At 71.3% G+C, this 18319-nt stretch carries 13 protein-coding genes; 7 read left to right on the top strand and 6 right to left on the bottom strand.

Annotated features, from left to right (window positions below):
- The 4 genes from ABZ833_RS39145 to ABZ833_RS39130 form a co-directional block, all read right to left on the bottom strand.
- Nucleotides 1–1134, bottom strand: coding sequence for an aromatic ring-hydroxylating dioxygenase subunit alpha (locus ABZ833_RS39145; RefSeq protein ID WP_361057624.1), 1134 nt, complete (start codon nt 1132–1134; stop codon nt 1–3).
- Between the two features lie 23 nt (nt 1135–1157).
- Nucleotides 1158–3563, bottom strand: a complete 2406-nt coding sequence (locus ABZ833_RS39140; RefSeq protein WP_361057789.1) for an FAD-dependent oxidoreductase — start codon at nt 3561–3563, stop codon at nt 1158–1160.
- A gap of 86 nt (nt 3564–3649) precedes the next feature.
- The gene (locus ABZ833_RS39135; protein WP_361057622.1) at nt 3650–4735 is read right to left on the bottom strand and encodes an S-(hydroxymethyl)mycothiol dehydrogenase; all 1086 of its coding nucleotides are present in this window, start codon (nt 4733–4735) and stop codon (nt 3650–3652) included.
- Between the two features lie 225 nt (nt 4736–4960).
- The gene (locus tag ABZ833_RS39130) at nt 4961–5812 is read right to left on the bottom strand and encodes an IclR family transcriptional regulator (RefSeq protein ID WP_361057620.1); all 852 of its coding nucleotides are present in this window, start codon (nt 5810–5812) and stop codon (nt 4961–4963) included.
- A 191-nt stretch (nt 5813–6003) separates the two neighbouring features.
- Between ABZ833_RS39130 and ABZ833_RS39125 the strand changes: the two genes are divergently transcribed.
- Both ABZ833_RS39125 and ABZ833_RS39120 read left to right on the top strand, forming a co-directional pair.
- Nucleotides 6004–6324, top strand: a complete 321-nt coding sequence (locus ABZ833_RS39125; RefSeq protein WP_160503688.1) for a bifunctional 3-phenylpropionate/cinnamic acid dioxygenase ferredoxin subunit — start codon at nt 6004–6006, stop codon at nt 6322–6324.
- Nucleotides 6321–7478, top strand: coding sequence for an FAD-dependent oxidoreductase (locus ABZ833_RS39120; protein ID WP_361057617.1), 1158 nt, complete (start codon nt 6321–6323; stop codon nt 7476–7478). The genes ABZ833_RS39125 and ABZ833_RS39120 overlap by 4 nt, the downstream gene beginning before the upstream one ends.
- Before the next feature lie 91 nt (nt 7479–7569).
- Here the strand turns inward: ABZ833_RS39120 and ABZ833_RS39115 are convergent, their stop codons facing one another.
- On the bottom strand, nt 7570–8031 hold the full coding sequence (locus tag ABZ833_RS39115) for a hypothetical protein (RefSeq protein ID WP_361057615.1): 462 nt from the start codon (nt 8029–8031) through the stop codon (nt 7570–7572).
- A gap of 441 nt (nt 8032–8472) precedes the next feature.
- On the opposite strand from ABZ833_RS39115, the gene ABZ833_RS39110 reads away from it, so the two are divergent.
- The 5 genes from ABZ833_RS39110 to ABZ833_RS39090 are packed head-to-tail and all read left to right on the top strand — an operon-like array spanning nt 8473 to nt 16643.
- Nucleotides 8473–11463: a nitrate- and nitrite sensing domain-containing protein gene (locus tag ABZ833_RS39110; RefSeq protein ID WP_361057613.1), complete on the top strand. Its 2991-nt coding sequence runs from the start codon at nt 8473–8475 to the stop codon at nt 11461–11463.
- Nucleotides 11460–11900: a roadblock/LC7 domain-containing protein gene (locus ABZ833_RS39105; RefSeq protein ID WP_361057611.1), complete on the top strand. Its 441-nt coding sequence runs from the start codon at nt 11460–11462 to the stop codon at nt 11898–11900. The genes ABZ833_RS39110 and ABZ833_RS39105 overlap by 4 nt, the downstream gene beginning before the upstream one ends.
- A gap of 9 nt (nt 11901–11909) precedes the next feature.
- Nucleotides 11910–12314 carry a DUF742 domain-containing protein gene (locus ABZ833_RS39100; RefSeq protein ID WP_190084953.1) on the top strand — a complete coding sequence of 135 codons (405 nt, stop codon included), beginning with the start codon at nt 11910–11912 and terminating at the stop codon, nt 12312–12314.
- Between the two features lie 23 nt (nt 12315–12337).
- The gene (locus ABZ833_RS39095) at nt 12338–16057 is read left to right on the top strand and encodes a hydantoinase B/oxoprolinase family protein (RefSeq protein ID WP_361057609.1); all 3720 of its coding nucleotides are present in this window, start codon (nt 12338–12340) and stop codon (nt 16055–16057) included.
- Nucleotides 16038–16643: an ATP/GTP-binding protein gene (locus ABZ833_RS39090; RefSeq protein ID WP_351168855.1), complete on the top strand. Its 606-nt coding sequence runs from the start codon at nt 16038–16040 to the stop codon at nt 16641–16643. The genes ABZ833_RS39095 and ABZ833_RS39090 overlap by 20 nt, the downstream gene beginning before the upstream one ends.
- Nucleotides 16644–16796: 153 nt before the next feature.
- On the opposite strand, the gene glpK is transcribed toward ABZ833_RS39090, so the two are convergent.
- Nucleotides 16797–18317, bottom strand: coding sequence for a glycerol kinase GlpK (glpK, locus tag ABZ833_RS39085; RefSeq protein ID WP_361057607.1), 1521 nt, complete (start codon nt 18315–18317; stop codon nt 16797–16799).
- Nucleotides 18318–18319: the final 2 nt, after the last annotated feature.

The following is an 18319-nucleotide window of genomic DNA, read 5'->3' as shown; positions in this document are numbered from 1 at the left end:
TCACTCATGGCCCAGCCGGGCGGTCAGCCACTCATGGAACTGCCCGATGTGGTGCTCGGTCGGCACGAGCACCCCGCCCCCGCGATAGGCGCGTGACGCCATCGCGGGCTGGGTGCGCTCGCAGGCCTCGAAGTCCTGCTCGTTGACCCGGTGGAAGAGCTCCACCGACTTGGTGAGGTCGACGCCGGACGCGACGACCTCAGGTGCGTACAGCCAGTCGCACTCGACGACCGTGCGGTCCTCGGCCAGCGGGAACATCCGGTGCAGGATCACGTGGTCGGGGACGAGGTTGATGAAGACGGTGGGTTTGATCGTGATCGCGTAGTAGCGGCGGTCCTGGTCATCGGCTACCTCGGGGAGGCGGTCGAAGCCCGCGCTGCCGTCGACGGTGAAGCCGCTGACCTCCTCGCCGAACGAGGCGCCGTGCCCCACGTAGTACTGGGCGGCGAACCCGTCGGCGAACTCCGGCAGGACGTCGGTCAGTTCGGGGTGGATGGTCGCGCAGTGGTAGCACTCCATGAAGTTCTCGACGATCAGCTTCCAGTTGGCGCGCACGTCGTACGTGACGCGCTTGCCGAGGGCGAGTCCTTCGGTTCCGTAGTGCTCGATGGATGCCGTGTCGCCCAGACGCTCCACGGCCGCACCGATGACGCTCTCTTCGAAGGAGGGCGGTTCGTCGGACAGACACACCCAGGCGTAGCCGAGCCACTCCCGCAGGGCGACCTTGACCAGGCCGTACGCGGTGCGGTCGACGTCGGGCATCTTCACCAGGTTCGGCGCGGCGATCAGCTTGCCGTCGAGGTCGTACGTCCAGGCGTGGTACGGGCATTGGAGGGCGCGGCGTACCTCGCCCGACTCCTGTGTGCACAGCCGGGCGCCGCGGTGGCGGCAGATGTTGAGGAACGCGCGCAGCTCTCCGGAGCGGGAGCGGGTGACAAGGACGCTCTCGCGGCCGATCTGGACGGTGCGGAAGGCGCCGGGTTTGTCGAGGTCGGCGGCGCGCACCGCGCAGAACCAGAGCGACTCGAAGACGCGCTCCTGTTCCTGGCGGAAGATCTCCGGGTCGGTGTAGAAGTGGCCCGGCAGCGTGGTCATCAGGCTGGCGGCTGACGGGGCCTCAGGGGTCGTCGTCACGGTGGCGTACTCCTCAAGCGGCTTCAGCGGCGGATGCGGGTCATCTTCGGGTCGAACAGCGGTTCTTCGGCGACCGTCGCGGAGACCTTCTCGCCGAAGTACTCGATGTGCACGCCCGTGCCCGCCTCCAGGGGCGGCAGCCACGCGTAGGCGACACAGCGGCCCAGCGTGTAGCCGTACGAGGCGCTGGTGACGTACCCGGCAGGGACACCGTCGACGTAGACGGGTTCCTTGCCGAGGACCACGGCGGCCGGATCGTCGAGCAGCAGCGCGGTGAGCTTCCGCGTGGGCGAGCCGAGCCGTTCGAGCGCGGCACGGCCCACGAAGTCGCCCCGGTCCATGCGGACGGCGAAGCCGACACCCGCCTCGTACGGGTTGTGCTCGGCGGTCATGTCATGGCCCCACGCGCGGTACCCCTTCTCCAGGCGCAGGCTGTTGAACGCCGACCTCCCGGCCGCGATCACGCCGTGCCGCTGCCCCGCATCCCAGAGCGTGTCCCAGAGCCGAAGACCGGTGTCGGCGCTCGTGTAGAGCTCCCAGCCCAGCTCACCGACGTAACTCAGGCGCATCGCCGTCACCGGTACCTGGCCGATGTAGGTCTCCTTGGCCCTGAAGTAGCCGAACGCCTCGTGCGAGAAGTCGTCGCGCGTGAGCGGCTGGACGAGGTCGCGGGCGAGGGGGCCCCAGACACCGATGCAGCAGGTGCCCGACGTGGTGTCGCGCAGATGCACGTCGTCGGGGGCGTGGCGAAGGAGCCAGTCCAGGTCGGCCGGGCTGTTGGCGCCGACCTGGAAACGGTCCGGGGCGAGCCGGGCCACCGTGAGGTCGGAGCGGATGCCGCCCGCCTCGTCCAGGAGGAGGGTGTACGTCACCGCACCGGGCTTCTTGGCCAGGTTGTTGGAGGTCATGCGCTGCAGGAAGGCGAGCGCACCGGGGCCCGACACCTCCAGGCGGCGCAGGGGAGTCATGTCGTAGAGGGCGACCTTCTCGCGGGTCGCCCTCGCCTCCGCCGCCGCGATGGGCGACCAGTGGCGGGCCGACCAGGCGTCGCGTCCGGGGACCTCGACGTCCGCGAGGAGCGGGGCGTTCGCCTCGTACCAGTGCGGACGCTCCCAGCCGCCGCCCTCCAGGAAGACGGCCCCCAACTCCTGCTGCCGGGCGTAGAAGGGGCTGACCCGCAGGGGCCGCGGCTGCTCCATGGGCTGCAGGGGGTGCAGGACGTCGTAGACCTCCACGAACTGCTGGGCGCCGCGTTCGGCGACGTACGCGGGGGAGCGCTGGGCGTCCTCGAAGCGGGTGAGGTCGCAGTCGTGCACGTCGACGGAGGGCCGCCCGTCGACCATCCACTCGGCGACCGCCTTGGCCACGCCCGCGGAGTGCGTCACCCACACCGCCTCGGCCAGCCAGAAGCCGCGCAGCGCACGGGACTCGCCGAGGACCGGCATCCCGTCCGGGGTGAAGGAGAAGACGCCGTTGAAGCCCTCCGCCACGTCGGTGCCGCGCAAGGAGGGCAGCAGCCAGCCGCAGTCCTCCCAACTCGGCGCGAAATCCCCCTCGGTGAAGGGGTACGAGGACGGCATCTCCGCGGATTCGTCGTACGCCGGGACCGTGAACGCGTCCACGGGCAGCGGACGATGGGCGTACGAGCCGATGCCGATGCGGTCGGTGTGCTCACGGAAGTACAGATCACGGTCCTGGAAGCGGAGGATCGGCTTCGAAGCCTCCGTGCGCGGGTCGTTGACGCCCGCGAGCTCGGGCAGCGGCCCGGTCTTCGCGTACTGGTGGGCGAGCGGGAGGAGGGGGATGTCCACGCCGGCCATGCGCCCGATCACCGGACCCCAGAAGCCGGCCGCCGACACGACGTGATCGGCGGGGAACGTGCCCCGGTCGGTGACGACGCCCGTGACGTGCCCCGCCTCCTGCTCTATGCCGGTGACCGTGTGCCGGTCGAGGAAACGCGCGCCACGCGCGCGTGCTCGCTCGATCTGCGCCCGGCAGGCGAGCACGGCGCGGGCCAGTCCGTCGTCGGGGGTGTACAGGCCGCCGAGGATCTTGCTCTCGTCGACGAGCGGCCACATCTCCTTGCACCGGGCGGGGCCGACCAGCTCCGCGCGGATGCCCCAGGACGCGGCGTACCCGGCCTTGCGGTGCAGGTCGGCCCAGCGCTCGGGCGTGGTGGCGAGTTCGAGGCCGCCGACCGGGTTGAAGCAGGACAGGCCGTCCACTTCCAGGGCCCCGAACTTCTCCACCGTGTACGTCGCGAAGGCGGTCAGGGTCTTGGACGGTCCGGTCTGGAAGACCAGGCCGGGGGCGTGCGACGTGGAGCCGCCGGGGGCGGGGAGCGGACCCTGTTCGAGGACCGTGACGTCGGTCCAGCCGCGGGCGGTCAGCTCGTCCGCGAGGGAGCAGCCGACGATGCCGGCGCCGATGACGACGACGCGGGGTGCGGGGGCGGCGGGCTCGGGTGTGGGCTCGTATGCGGGTGCGTCGGGCTCGGGTGCGGGCGCGTGGCCGCTCACAGGACCACCACCGAACGCAGGACCTCACCGCGGTGCATCCTGCCGAACGCCTCCTCGACCCGGTCGAGCGTGATCGTCTCGGAGACGAATGCGCCGAGGTCGAGCCTGCGGCTGAGGTACTGGTCGACGAGGATCGGGAAGTCGCGGGTCGGCAGACAGTCGCCGTACCAGGACGATTTGAGGGCGCCGCCCCGCGAGAACAGGTCGATCAGCGGCAGATCGATCGTCATCTCGGGGTCGGGCACGCCCACTTGGACCAGCACACCCGCGTGATCGCGCATGTAGAAGGCCTGTTTGTACGTCGACGGGGTGCCGACCGCGTCGATCGCGACGTCGACCCCGAAACCGCCGGTGAGTTCCCGGACCGCGTCGACCGGGTCCGTGCCACGGGAGTTGACGGTGTGCGTGGCGCCGAACCGGGTCGCCCCGTCGAGCTTGGCCTCGTCGATGTCGACGGCGATGACGCGGCGCGCGCCCGCGAGCGACGCCCCGGCGATCGCGGCGTTGCCGACGCCGCCGCAGCCGATGACGGCCACGGTGTCGCCGCGGCCGACCCGGCCGGTGTTCACGGCGGCTCCGTAGCCGGCCATCACGCCGCAGCCGATGAGCCCGGCGGCCTCGGGGCGGGCCGCCGGGTCGACCTTCACGGCCTGCCCCGCGGCGACCAGGGTCTTCTCGGCGAAGGCGCCGATACCGAGGGCGGGGCTCAGGGGGGTGCCGTCCAGGAGGGTCATGGGCCGGGCGGCGTTGCGTGAGTCGAAGCAGTACCACGGGCGGCCGCGCAGACAGGAGCGGCAGGCTCCGCAGGGGGCGCGCCAGGCGAGGACCACATAGTCGCCGGGGGCGAGATCGGTGACGTCGGCGCCGATGGCCTCGATGGTGCCCGCGGCCTCGTGGCCGAGCAGGAACGGGAAGTCGTCGTTGATCGCGCCTTCCCGGTAGTGCAGATCCGTGTGGCAGACCCCGCAGGCCTGCACGGAGACAAGTACCTCTCCCGGTCCGGGATCTGGCACGACGATCGTCTGCACCTCGACGGGTGCGCCCTTCTTCATGGCGACGACGGCACGGACCTCGTGTGGCACGGCCAGACTCCTTCTGTTGCGCACTGCACGACGGGTTGCGCTATGAGAGACATAGTGGGAACGCCATCAAGAGGCCGTCAAGGGGTGGGAGTTAACCCTTGGCAAATCGCCTGGGCACAGCGAAACGCGATCGACACACGACCGGGGGCGCAGACGGAAACGCGACGAGGGCGGAGCCAGGAATCCCTGGCTCCGCCCTCGTGTCAGGCGTCTGGTGGCGCCCCGTCAGAAGCCGTAGCCCATCCGCCGCGACAGCTCCACGGCCGCGGCGACCGTGCGCTTGGCGAGCTCGGTGAGCCGGTCCTCGGTCAGCCGGTACACGGGCCCCGACGCGCTGAGCGCCCCGATCACCTTGCCGTCGTGCGCGCGCACCGGCGCGGCGACGGCGGCAAGACCCACCTCCAGCTCCTCCACGGCGATGGCGAACCCCTGCTCGACCACGGCCTCCAGTTCGCCGCGCAGTGCCACCGTCCCGGTCACCGTGTGCTCGGTCAGGCGCGGCAGTGTCCGCGCGACCAGGCCCTCGCGCAGCGTCGTCGGCAGATGGGCCAGCAGGATCTTGCCGCTCGACGTGGCGTGCAGCGGGGTGCGTCTGCCCAGCCAGTTCTGCGCGGTCACGGACGCGGGGCCGCGGGCCTGCATGATGTTGACCGCGGCGTCGTCGTCCAGGATCGCGATGTTGACCGTCTCGCCCAGCTCGTCGGCGAGGTCGCGGCAGACCGGGCCGCCCTCCTGGGAGATGTCCAGACGCACTGCCGCCGCCCCCGCGAGGCGCAGTACGCCGGCCCCCAGGAAGTACTTCCCGCGGTCCTTGGCCTGGCCCACCAGGCCCCGGTTCTCCAGGACGCCGAGCAGCCGGAAGGCCGTCGACTTGTGCACCCCCAACTCATCGGCGATCTCGGTGACCCCGGCCTCGCCGAGCCGGGCGAGTATCTCCAGGACGCTGACCGCGCGGTCCACGGACTGGACAGATCCCGGGGCCGCCTTCGGCTGCTTCTCGCGCGAATCGGGCTGGTCCTCGGGTCGGTCCTCGCGCGGATCCTCGTTCTGATCAGGCTGTTTCCGCGTGCCGGTCATATCTCAACTCTCACCACCTCGCGGCCTGTTGAAGCCGCATCTTCGGGAAGCCCTTGACGCGGTGGGCTTCCCGACCGGATTCTGTTGCGCATAGCGCTCCCTCGTGCGCCATGCGAAACATCATGTTACCGAAGGGTCCTGGGCCGAGAAGGTGTCAGGACCGGGCCGAGAGAGATCAAGAGGGGGGCCCAATGATTCCCGTCTGCCGCCTTGAAGACCTCCCCGCGGGCGAATCCGTCCGTGTCGACACCACACCGCCCATCGCGGTGTTCAACGCCGACGGCGAGATCTACGCCATCGACGACACCTGCAGCCACCAGGACGCCTCTCTCTCCGAGGGGTGGCTCGAGGGCTGTCTGGTCGAATGCCCGCTCCACGCCGCCTCATTCGATCTCCGTACCGGGCGGCCGACCTGTCTGCCCGCCCGCCGCGCCGTGCGCACCCACCGGGTGAGCGTCGACGACGGCACGATCCACGTCCACCTCGTGGCCGAGGAGGGTTCCGCCGCATGAGGACCATCACCGTGGTGGGCGCCTCGCTCGCCGGGCTCTACGCGGCGCGCGAGCTGCGCTCCCAGGGATACGACGGACGGCTCGTGATCATCGGCGACGAGCCGCACCAACCGTACGACAGGCCGCCGCTGTCCAAGGACTTCCTCACCGGCAAGGCGGACGAGGACCAACTCGCCCTGTCCGACGCCGAGGAGACGGACGAACTCGCCGCCGAATGGCTGCTCGGGGTGCGTGCCCGCGCCCTGGACGCGCGGGGCCGCACCGTGCTCCTGGAGGACGGCAGGACCGTCGCGAGCGACGGGGTGGTCATCGCGACCGGGGCCTCCGCGCGCCGCCTGCCGGGCCCGTCCCTGGCGGGGGTGCACACCCTGCGCACCCTGGACGACGCCCGCGCCCTGCGCGCGGACCTCGCCGCGTGGCCGCAGCGGGTCGTCGTGATCGGCGGCGGCTTCATCGGCGCCGAGACCGCGTCCTCGTGCGTGGCGCTCGGGCACGACGTGACGGTCGTCGAGGCCGCCCCGCTGCCGCTGCTCCCGCAACTGGGCGCGGACATGGCGGCGGTGTGCGCCGGACTGCACGCGCGCGGGGGAGCGGAGCTCGTGACGGGCACAGGCGTCGCCGCGCTGCACGGCGACGCGACCGTGCGCGCGGTGGAGCTCGCCGACGGCCGCATGCTCCCCGCCGACGTGGTCGTCGTCGGGATCGGCGCCACCCCCAACACCGGCTGGCTCGCGGGCTCGACCCTCGCCCTGGACGACGGCGTGCTCTGCGACGACGGCTGCGTCACCGCCATTCCGCACGTGGTCGCCGTGGGCGATGTCGCCCGCGTGGGCGCCGCACGCGCCGAACACTGGACCAGCGCCACGGAGCAACCCCGCGTCGCCGTACGCAACTTGCTGGCCGGCCACACCGCCGAGACCGTGCGCCCGCTGCCGTACTTCTGGTCCGATCAGTACGGCTCCCGCATCCAGTTCGCGGGGCGGCGGCGCGCCGACGACTCCGTGCGCCTCATCGAAGGCTCACCGGAGGAAGGCAGTTTCCTCGCCGCGTACGAGAGGGAGGGGCACACCACGGCGGTTCTCGCGGTGGACCGGCCGCGCCCGTTCACGCGGATGCGGCGCGGGCTGCTGGCGGCGGTGCCTGTCGCGGCCTGACTCCCGGCGCGGGTGTCCGCCGGTGCGGGTGTCCGCGCCGGTGTGCTCCCGGCGGGCCGAGTGCCCTTAGGGGTGCGACAGTCGAGTGCCCCTAGGAGTGCGACAACTGGCCGGCTCCGCCACGCCGCCGTATGCGTTCCTCGCTCCGTTCCGCCGTCCGGGCCTGCCGACGGGCCCGGCGCCGCTCGCGCCGCAGCTGACGCGCCGTGCTGCTCGGCACCGACACCACGCCATGCCGCTGGTTCCACACCTGGCGGGTCACCCAGACGTCGAGAACGCCCCAGGTGGCGACCACGGTGCTGGCCACGCTGCTCAGCACCATCGGGAAGGACAGCCAGGATCCGGCCAGCGCACACAGGAACGCCGTCATCGCCTGCATCAGGGTCAGCGCCACGATGATCACGGCTCGCACCGCGGCCGTACGCACCGGATCGGGCAGGCGCCGCCTGCGCGCCGGCTCCTCGACCCACAACTCCCTGCGGTCCTCGCCGGACTGACGCCTGGATGTCTCGTGCTCATCCCCGGTCGTCCTCCGGCGCTCTGCCGTGCCCATCAACTCGTCACTCCCCCGGTGCCCCACGGGCCGTTCGATGAGATGTCGGCGGACCCGACTCCCCAGTGGCTGCCCGGTATACGCGGCTTTATGTCACCTGGGTACGGCATGCGGTCCCCTGGCGTCCGCTGTCCCCAACTCCCGTACTGAAGGACGTACGAGAGGCCCGGAAGATTCCCGCCCGGTTCGGAATAGCGAAGAGATCCGGCCAACTGGGGGGATGGGCAAGGAGGAATGTGCCGAGTGGCATGTGCCACACGCGGGATGCAATCTCCCGAATTGGAGGGACAACTGGGGACGTCCCTTTTGCGTCACGGCTGAAATCCATCCGGACGTGCCTTCGAGTTGCTCCTGGGTCAGTAGTAGGCTCACGCCGTTTGTTGACGCACATGTGTGCCCCTGGCCATAGCGCGGCCGCAGGGGGCCGATCTGGGGGAGGCCATGCGCTTTCGCGGGAAGTCCATCCGCCGGAAGATCGTGGCATTGCTGCTGGTGCCGCTCATTTCCCTGACCGCGATGTGGGGTTTTGCCACCTACCTCACAGGTCAGTCGGCCAAGGACCTCATCGACGTCTCCAATGTCGTCGACAAGATCGGGTACCCGATCGAGGACACCGCCCGGGTCGTCCAGCAGGAACGCCGCCAGACCCTCGTCTATCTCGCCGACCCCCGCGCCTCCGACGCGCTCGCGGCCCTGCGCCGCAGCCGCACGGCCACCGATGACATGGTCGCCAAGGTCGTGGAGAACGCCGCGCACCCGGACGTGCGGGACGAGGTCACCGGACAGTCGGCGGACCGCCTCGCCTCCCTCCTCGACTCCTTCGAGGGCATCGAGTCGCTGCGCCGCACGGTCGAGGAAGGCACGATCACCCGCGCCGGCGCGCTGAAGATGTACACGAAGCTGATCGACCCCTGCTACGGCTTCCTGATGACCCTCCACGGTCTCGACGACGTGACGATGGACCAGCAGGGCCGGGCGCTCGTCGGCGTGACCCGCGCGCGTGAACTGCTCTCCCGCGAGGACGCGTTGCTCGGTTCCGCACTCGTCGCGCGCCGGCTCACCAAGACCGAGATCCGGGAGATATCCGATCTCAGGGCCCAGCGCACGCTGCTGTACGAGGTCAACCTCGCGCAGCTGCCCGAGGACGAACGCGCCGGCTACGAGCGCTACTGGAACGGTGCGCAGACGACCGAGCTGAGGGCCGCCGAGAAGGCCGTCGTCGAGTCCTCGCCCGGCACCCCGCGCGCCATCACGTCGGCACGCTGGGACGCCGCTTCGGGCAAGGCGCTCAAGGACCTCGCCGAGCGCGACAAGGCGGCGGGCGACCGCTTCCAGGACCGCGTCGAGCCGGTGGCCGTCGGCGTCATCGTGCGCGTCGCCGTGGCGGGCGTGTTCGGTCTGCTCGCCCTGCTGTTCTCGGTCTTCATGTCCGTACGGATCGGCAGCAGCCTCATCCGTGACCTGCGCCGCATGCGCCTGGAGGCCCACGAGGCGTCCGGCGTCCGGCTGCCCGGCGTGCTGCGCCGCCTGGCGGCGGGCGAACAGGTCGACGTGGAGACCGAGGCACCGCGTCTGACGTACGAGAAGGACGAGATCGGCCAGGTCGGCCAGGCGCTCAACACCCTGCAGCGCGCCGCGGTCGAGGCCACCGTCAAACAGGCCGACCTGCGCCGCGGCGTCTCCGAGGTGTTCGTCAACCTCGCACGGCGCAGCCAGGTCCTCCTGCACAAGCAGCTCACCCTGCTCGACACGATGGAGCGCAGGACCGAGGACACCGACGAACTCGCCGACCTCTTCCGCCTCGACCACCTCACCACGCGCATGCGGCGGCACGCCGAGGGCCTCGTGATCCTCTCCGGCGCCGCCCCCTCCCGGCAGTGGCGCAAGCCCGTCCAGCTCATGGACGTCGTCCGCGCGGCCGTGGCCGAGGTCGAGGACTACGAACGCATCGAGGTGCGCCGCCTGCCGCGCATCGCCGTCACCGGGCCCGCGGTCGCCGACCTCACCCACCTGATGGCCGAACTCCTGGAGAACGCCACGGTGTTCTCGCCCCCGCACACCGCGGTGCAGGTCCTCGGTGAGCACGTCGCCAACGGCTTCACCCTGGAGATCCACGACCGGGGCCTCGGCATGGCGGCCGACGCGCTCCTCGACGCCAACCTCCGCCTCGCGGAGACCCCGGAGTTCGAGCTCTCCGACACTGACCGCCTGGGCCTCTTCGTGGTGAGCCGCCTCGCCCAGCGCCAGCGCGTGCGTGTCTCCTTGCAGCCCTCCCCGTACGGCGGGACCACCGCCGTCGTGTTCATCCCCGAGACGCTGCTCACGGACGACGTACCGGACACGAACGGCATCGGGTTCCGTCTCGACCGGCCCCAGCCCAAGGAGGCCCTGGGCCGCGACGCCGCGGGCGACAAGCAGGCCGCGCTCGGCCAGGTGCCCGTGCAGCTGCCGGGTCTTCCCGCGTCCCTCCTCGACGGTCCCGTCGAGCTGGAGGCACCGGTCGGCATGGCGGGCCTCGACCCCTTCCCGGGCGCACTCGGCGACCTCGGCGACGACGACAGCGAACGCGGCGGACTCTTCCGCCCGCGCCGCCGCACGGCCGGCGTCCAGGGCGACGAACAGCACCAGCAGGCCCGCGACGAGCGGGAGACGGGCGAGCGCGAGCCCACCCGCCCCGGCGACCTGCCCTCGCGAAGCAGTGGCAGCGGCATCAGCAGCGCCGGCGGCAACGGCAATGGCAACGGCCGAGGCTTCGGCGACCCCGTCGACGACGCGCCCCCCGCGGACCCCGTCGAGCTGCCCCGCCGCAGGACCCCGAAGCTGGTCTCCTCGCACGGTCGCCCCGTGACGCACAACAGGCCGCGAGGCGCTGCGGAGGACGACGACGCGGCACCGGAGCGCCCCGAGCGCCCCGCGCGCTCCCAGGCCCCCGCGGGACGCCCTCAGGGCGGCGCCGTGGACCGGGACCGCGGCACCGCGGCCGAGCCCATCGACCTGCCGCGCCGCCCCGAGCCGCAGTCCGCCTGGCCCGACCTCTCCCCGCCGCACCGCGACGTCACCGCCGCCGACGCCCCGCCGGACCTGCCGAGGCGCAGCCGGCGTACGGAGTCCACGCGTACGGACGCTCCTCGTACGGAGACCGAGCCCCGCGCCGCCCAGGCGCCGGCGCCCACCACCGCCCCCGGCGGACTGCCCCGGCGCGTCCGCCAGGCCAATCTCGCCCCACAGTTGAAGGACGGGCCGGACCAACGCACGGAACGCGACTCGGCCCCGGCCACGACCAGGCCGGAGGAGCGCGACGCCGACGAGGTCCGCAGCCGGATGGCTTCGCTCCAGCGTGGCTGGCGGCGCGGCCGTGAAGAGAACGCCGCGGGCGAAGACGCCCAGGACGGCACAGCACCAGGAACGACATCTGAGGGGGACGGTCGATGACCGCACCGAAGGCCGACGCACGTACCGCCGCATCCGGGGCAACGGGAGAGCTGAACTGGCTCCTCGACGACCTGGTGCAGCGGGTCGCCAGCATCCGCAAGGCGCTCGTGCTCTCCGGCGACGGCCTGCCCACCGGCGTATCGCAGGATCTGACCAGGGAGGACAGCGAACACCTCGCGGCTGTCGCCTCCGGCTTCCACAGCCTCGCCAAGGGCGTCGGACGCCACTTCGAGGCGGGCAGGGTCCGCCAGACCGTGGTCGAGCTCGACGACGCCTTCCTGTTCGTCACGGCCGCGGGTGACGGCAGCTGTCTCGCCGTCCTCTCGGACGCGGACTCCGACGTAGGTCTGGTCGCCTACGAAATGACGCTGCTGGTCAAGAGGGTGGGTGTGCATCTGGGTACGGCGCCGCGCACCGACCTGGCCACGGGAGGGTAGCGGGAGGGTATGAGCGAAGACGGGCAAGGGACACAGGGGACGCATCGCTGGTTCGACGACGACGCCGGGCCCGTGGTGCGGCCGTATGCCATGACGCGCGGCCGGACCACCAGTCCGGCCCAGCACCGCCTCGACCTGATCGCGGTGGTCATCGCGGAGGCCCGTGCCGGTGACCCCGAGGCGGACCGGACGCTGTCCCCGGAGCACGTGGACATCGTCGGGCTCTGCCGTGACAGCCCCCAGTCGGTCGCCGAACTGGCGGCCGAGCTGGACCTCCCCATCGGCGTGATCCGCGTGCTCATCGGCGATCTCGTCGACGACGAACTGGTGCACGTGACACGTCCCGTACCCCCCGCGGAACTGCCGGACGAGAGTATTCTGCGCGACGTGATCAACGGCCTCCGGGCGCTCTGAACAGCGCGGAAGCGGGGAGAGACGTGGCTGGCTGGCAGTTCTGGGTCGACAGGGGCGGCACCTTCACGGACATCGTCGCGCGGCGTCCCGACGGGCGGCTGCTCACGCACAAACTCCTGTCGGACAACCCGTCCCGCTACGCCGACGCGGCCGTCGCGGGCATCCGCGAACTCCTGGGCGCCGCCCCCGGTGTCCCGGGCGACACGGCGGACGTCCCCGTCGACTCCGTCCGCATGGGCACCACCGTCGCCACCAACGCCCTCCTGGAGCGCAAGGGCGAGCCCACCGCCCTGGTGATCACCCGCGGCTTCGGCGACGCCCTGCGTATCGCCTACCAGAACCGTCCGCACATCTTCGCCCGCGAGATCGTCCTGCCGGAGCTCCTGTACGACCGGGTCATCGAGGTGGACGAACGCGTCACCGCGGAGGGCGAGGTCCTGCGGGCACCCGACCGGGAACAGCTCGCCGGGCCGCTGCGCCAGGCCTACGAAGACGGCATCCGGGCCGTCGCGGTGGTCTGCATGCACAGCCATCTGCACCCCGCCCATGAGCGGGCGGTCGCCGAGCTCGCCGAGCGCACCGGCTTCCCGCAGGTCTCGCTCTCCAGCGAGGTCAGCCCGCTGATGAAGCTGGTCCCGCGCGGCGACACGGCGGTCGTCGACGCCTACCTGTCACCCGTCCTGCACCGCTATGTGCAGCACGTCGCGGACGAACTCCGGGGCGTGCGGCTGATGTTCATGCAGTCGAACGGCGGCCTCACCGAAGCGGGCACGTTCCGCGGCAAGGACGCGATCCTGTCCGGGCCCGCGGGCGGCATCGTCGGCATGGCCCGCATGTCGCACCGCGCGGGCTTCGACCGTGTCATCGGCTTCGACATGGGCGGCACGTCCACGGACGTGTCGCACTACGCGGGCGAGTACGAGCGGGTGTTCACCACGCAGCTCGCGGGCGTGCGGCTGCGTGCGCCGATGCTGGACATCCACACCGTCGCGGCGGGCGGCGGCTCCGTGCTGCACTTCGACGGCAGCCGCTACCGCGTGGGCCCCGACTCGGCGGGCGCCACTCCGGGCCCGGCGAGCTACGGAGGGGGCGGACCGCTCACCGTCACCGACGCCAACGTCGCCCTCGGGCGCATCCAACCCGCCCACTTCCCCCGGGTGTTCGGTCCGGACGGCGACCAGCCGCTCGACGGGGAGCTCGTGCGCGACCGCTTCGCCGCGCTGGCCCGCGACATCAGGGAGCACACCGGCGACGACCGCACTCCGGAGCAGGTCGCCGAGGGCTATCTGCAGATCGCCGTCGCCAACATCGCGGCCGCCGTCAAGCGCATCTCGGTCCAGAAGGGCCACGACGTCACCCGCTACGCCCTCACGACGTTCGGCGGCGCGGGCGGCCAGCACGCCTGCATGGTCGCCGACTCGCTGGGCATCCGCACCGTCCTCGTACCGCCGATGGCGGGGGTGCTCTCCGCGCTCGGCATCGGCCTCGCCGACACCACCGCGATGCGCGAGCAGTCCGTGGAGGCCCGCCTCGAACCCTCCGCGATGGACCGCGTCCTGAAGACCGCCGACGACCTGGAGGAAGCGGCCCGCGCCGAACTCCTGGCCGAGGACGTGCCCGAGGACCGCATCCGCGTCACACGCCGTGCCCAGCTGCGCTACGACGGCACCGACACCACGCTCACCGTGGAGCTCACGGAGCCGGACGGCATGACCCGCGTCTTCGAGGAACGGCACCGCAGCACCTACTCCTTCACCCTGGACCGCCCTGTCGTCGTCGAAGCCCTCTCCGTGGAGGCCACCGGTCTGACCGAGCAGCCCGACCTCTCCGTGCTCGCCGGTGCCACGCGCCGAGGCGATCCGCAGACCGTCAGCCTGCACACGGGCGGCGCCTGGCGCGACGTGCTCCTGCACCGCCGCGACGAGCTGCCGCCCGGCGAGACCGTCGACGGTCCCGCGATCATCACCGAGGCAGGCGCCACGACGGTCGTGGACGACGGCTGGCAGGCGGCCATGACACGCGAGGGACACCTGGTCATGGAACGCGTGGCGGTGCCGGAGGGTTCCGAGGCGAGCACCGCTGCCGACCCCGTCCTCCTGGAAGTCTTCAACAACCTCTTCATGTCGATCGCCGAACAGATGGGCGCCCGCCTGGAGTCCACCGCCCAGTCGGTGAACATCAAGGAGCGGCTCGACTTCTCCTGCGCGCTCTTCGACCCGGACGGCAACCTCGTCGCCAACGCCCCGCACATCCCCGTGCACCTGGGCTCGATGGGCACCAGCGTGAAGGAGGTGATCCAGCGCCGCGGCAGCGGCATGCGCCCCGGGGACACCTACGCGGTCAACGACCCCTACCACGGCGGAACCCACCTCCCGGACGTCACCGTCATCACGCCGGTCTTCGGCACCCCGGGGGAGCAGGACACCTCGGGGGAGCAGGACACCCCGGGGAAGCAGGATCCCTCGCGGGAGGAGATCCTCTTCTACGTGGCTTCGCGCGGGCACCACGCCGAGATCGGCGGCATCGCCCCCGGCTCCATGCCGGCGAACAGCCGCACCATCGAGGAGGAAGGCATCCTCTTCGACAACTGGCTGCTCGTGGAGGGCGGCCGCTTCCGCGAGGCCGAGACCCTGAGCCTGCTCACCGACGCCCCGTACCCCTCCCGCAACCCGGCCACCAACCTCGCCGACCTGCGCGCCCAGATCGCCGCCAACCAGAAGGGCGTCGACGAAGTCGCCCGCATGATCGAGAACTTCGGGCTCGACGTCGTCCAGGCGTACATGAGGCACGTACAGGACAACGCCGAAGAAGCGGTGCGGCGCGTCATCGACGCCCTGGAAGAAGGCGAGTTCGCCTATCCGACCGACTCGGGAGCCGTCATCCGGGTCCGTGTGTCGGTGGACCGCGAGGCCCGTTCGGCGACCGTCGACTTCACCGGTACGTCCCCGCAGCTCCCCACGAACTTCAACGCGCCCTTCGCGGTGGTCAACGCCGCCGTCCTGTACGTCTTCCGCACCCTGGTGGCCGAGGACATCCCGCTCAACGACGGCTGTCTGCGCCCGCTGCGCATCGTCGTGCCGCCGGGCTCCCTGCTCGCCCCCGAGCCGCCTGCGGCCGTCGTCGCGGGGAACGTCGAGACCTCACAGGCCATCACCGGCGCCCTGTACGGCGCCCTGGGCGTCCAGGCCGAGGGCTCGGGGACGATGAACAACGTCACTTTCGGCAACGACCGCCACCAGTACTACGAGACGGTGGCCTCGGGATCCGGGGCGGGCGACGGCTTCGACGGGGCGTCCGTCGTCCAGACCCACATGACCAACTCCCGGCTCACCGACCCCGAAGTGCTCGAATTCCGCCTGCCGGTGCTGCTCGAAGAGTTCTCGGTGCGCCGGGGCAGCGGAGGCACCGGTACGTGGCACGGCGGGGACGGAGCGGTGCGCCGCATCCGCTTCCGTGAGTCGATGACGGTGTCCACGCTCTCGCAGCACCGCAGGGTGGCGCCGTACGGCATGGCGGGCGGCGGCCCCGGAGCGCTCGGCACAGGCCGCGTGGAGCGCGCCGACGGCAGCGTCCAGGCGCTGGACGGCAGCGACTTCGCGGACGCGGGCCCCGGCGACGTACTCGTGATCGAAACCCCGGGCGGCGGCGGATACGGTCCGGCCCCGCGCGACACCCCGGCAACCAGCGACACCACTGACGCAACCGATCCAGGAGAAGCGAGCGATGATCTTCAAGCGTTCTGAGCGCGGCAAAGCCCCCGTCGAGCCGGTCACGCTGAAGATCCTGGTGGCGGGCGGCTTCGGCGTGGGCAAGACGACCCTCGTCGGCGCCGTCAGCGAGATCAAGCCGCTGCGCACCGAGGAGCTGCTCAGCGAGGCGGGCCGCCCGGTCGACGACACCAGCGGCGTCTCGGGCAAGCACACCACCACCGTCGCCATGGACTTCGGCCGGATCACGCTCCGCGAGGACCTGGTCCTCTACGTCTTCGGCACCCCGGGCCAGGACCGCTTCTGGTTCCTCTGGGACGAGCTGGCCACCGGAGCGCTCGGCGCCGTGGTCCTCGCCGACACCCGCCGCCTGGAGGACTGCTTCGCGGCCGTCGACTACTTCGAGCGCCGCTCCATACCCTTCGTCGTGGGCGTCAACTGCTTCGAGGGCGCGTCCCGTTACCCCGCCGACGCCGTGCGCCAGGCGCTCGACCTCGACCCCGGCGTCCCCGTGGTGATGTGCGACGCGCGCGAGCGGCAGTCCGTCAAGGAAGTGCTCATCGGAGTGGTCCAGCACGCGATGGCGACCGCCGCCGCGGCCAGGGAGCCCGCGACCACGTGAGCGCCTGAGCGCGTGCACCTGAGAGCGTGAACACCTGAGAGCGTGAACACCCGAGCGCGTGAACACCTGAGTGCGTGAACACCTGAAAAACCACGGCCCGTACCCCCGCCGACCGGGGTACGGGCCGTGGTCATCCTCGGCCAGGCCCTCGGCTCAGCTCGCGCCGTCCTCGTGCCAGCCGAAGCTCCGCTCCACCGCCTTGTGCCAGTTGTGGTACTCGCGCTCGCGGGACTCCGTGTCCATCGCGGGCGTCCACTCGACGTCCTGCTGCCAGTGCGCCTTCAGCTCGTCCAGGTCGTTCCACACGCCGGTCGCAAGACCGGCGGCGTACGCGGCGCCCAGACATGTCGTCTCGGAGACCTTCGGCCGGATCACCGGCACCCCGAGGACGTCCGCCTGATGCTGCATCAGCAGATTGTTCTTGGTCATGCCGCCGTCCACCTTCAGGGTCCGCAGCTGCACCCCGGAGTCCTGGTACATGGCGTCGACGACCTCACGGGTCTGCCAGCTGGTCGCCTCCAGGACGGCACGCGCCAGATGCGCCTTGGTCACGTACCGGGTGAGCCCGGTGACGACCCCGCGCGCGTCGGAGCGCCAGTAGGGCGCGAAGAGGCCGGAGAACGCCGGCACGATGTACGCGCCGCCGTTGTCGTCCACGCTCGCCGCCAGGGGCTCGATCTCGTCGGCGCTGCGGATGATGCCGAGCTGGTCGCGGAACCACTGCACCAGGGCGCCGGTGATGGCGATCGCGCCTTCCAGGCAGTAGACGGGCGCATCGGAGCCGATCTTGTAGCCCATGGTGGTGAGCAGCCCGTTCTTCGAGGGGACGGGCCGGTTGCCGGTGTTGAGCAACAAGAAGCTGCCGGTTCCGTACGTGTTCTTGGCCGTCCCCGTCTCGTAGCAGGCCTGCCCGAAGATGGCCGCCTGCTGGTCGCCGAGGGCGGAGGCGACCGGCACTCCGGAGAGCTGCCCCACCGCCGTGCCGTAGACCTCGGCCGATGACCTGATCTCCGGCAGGATCGCCTCGGGGACGTTCATCGCGGCCAGGATCGACTGGTCCCACTGGAGGGTGGCCAGATTCATCAGCATGGTGCGCCCGGCGTTGGTGACGTCCGTGACGTGCACGCCGCCTTCCGTGCCGCCGGTGAGGTTCCAGATCAGCCAGGAGTCGATCGTGCCGAAGGCTATCTCGCCGCGCTCGGCGCGGGCCCGCAGACCGGGCACGTTGTCGAGCAGCCAGGCCGCCTTGGGCCCGGAGAAGTAGCTGGCGAGGGGCAGCCCTGTCTGCTCCCGGAACCTGTCCTGGCCGTCCGCGCCGCCCAGTTCGTTGCAGAGCGCCGACGTCCGCGTGTCCTGCCAGACGATGGCGTTGTGCACGGGCTTGCCCGTGGCGCGGTCCCACAGGACCGTCGTCTCGCGCTGGTTGGTGATGCCGAGCGCGCTGACCTGGTCGGCGCGGAGCCCGGCCTTGGCGATCGCTCCCGCGACCACGGCCTGCACCTTGGACCAGATCTCGGTGGCGTCGTGCTCCACCCACCCCGGCTTCGGGAAGATCTGGCGGTGTTCGCGCTGGTCGACGGCGACGATCTCGCCCGCGTGATTGAAGATGATGCAGCGGCTTGAGGTGGTGCCCTGGTCGATGGCGGCGACGAACTTCTCGGAGTTGTCCGGCATGG

Origin of the sequence: Streptomyces sp. NPDC047525 (assembly GCF_040643025.1) — a bacterium.
Lineage (GTDB): Bacteria > Actinomycetota > Actinomycetes > Streptomycetales > Streptomycetaceae > Streptomyces > Streptomyces durmitorensis.
This window is presented reverse-complemented; position numbering and strand designations above follow the sequence as displayed.

What these genes read in the sequence shown, in the direction of transcription:
- ABZ833_RS39130 (WP_361057620.1), bottom strand. Translation starts at nt 5,812, where the DNA reads ATGACCGGCACGCGGAAACAGCCTGATCAGAACGAGGATCCGCGCGAG.
- ABZ833_RS39125 (WP_160503688.1), top strand. Translation starts at nt 6,004, where the DNA reads ATGATTCCCGTCTGCCGCCTTGAAGACCTCCCCGCGGGCGAATCCGTC.
- ABZ833_RS39120 (WP_361057617.1), top strand. Translation starts at nt 6,321, where the DNA reads ATGAGGACCATCACCGTGGTGGGCGCCTCGCTCGCCGGGCTCTACGCG.
- ABZ833_RS39115 (WP_361057615.1), bottom strand. Translation starts at nt 8,031, where the DNA reads ATGGGCACGGCAGAGCGCCGGAGGACGACCGGGGATGAGCACGAGACA.
- ABZ833_RS39110 (WP_361057613.1), top strand. Translation starts at nt 8,473, where the DNA reads ATGCGCTTTCGCGGGAAGTCCATCCGCCGGAAGATCGTGGCATTGCTG.
- ABZ833_RS39105 (WP_361057611.1), top strand. Translation starts at nt 11,460, where the DNA reads ATGACCGCACCGAAGGCCGACGCACGTACCGCCGCATCCGGGGCAACG.
- ABZ833_RS39100 (WP_190084953.1), top strand. Translation starts at nt 11,910, where the DNA reads ATGAGCGAAGACGGGCAAGGGACACAGGGGACGCATCGCTGGTTCGAC.
- ABZ833_RS39090 (WP_351168855.1), top strand. Translation starts at nt 16,038, where the DNA reads ATGATCTTCAAGCGTTCTGAGCGCGGCAAAGCCCCCGTCGAGCCGGTC.
- glpK (WP_361057607.1), bottom strand. Translation starts at nt 18,317, where the DNA reads ATGCCGGACAACTCCGAGAAGTTCGTCGCCGCCATCGACCAGGGCACC.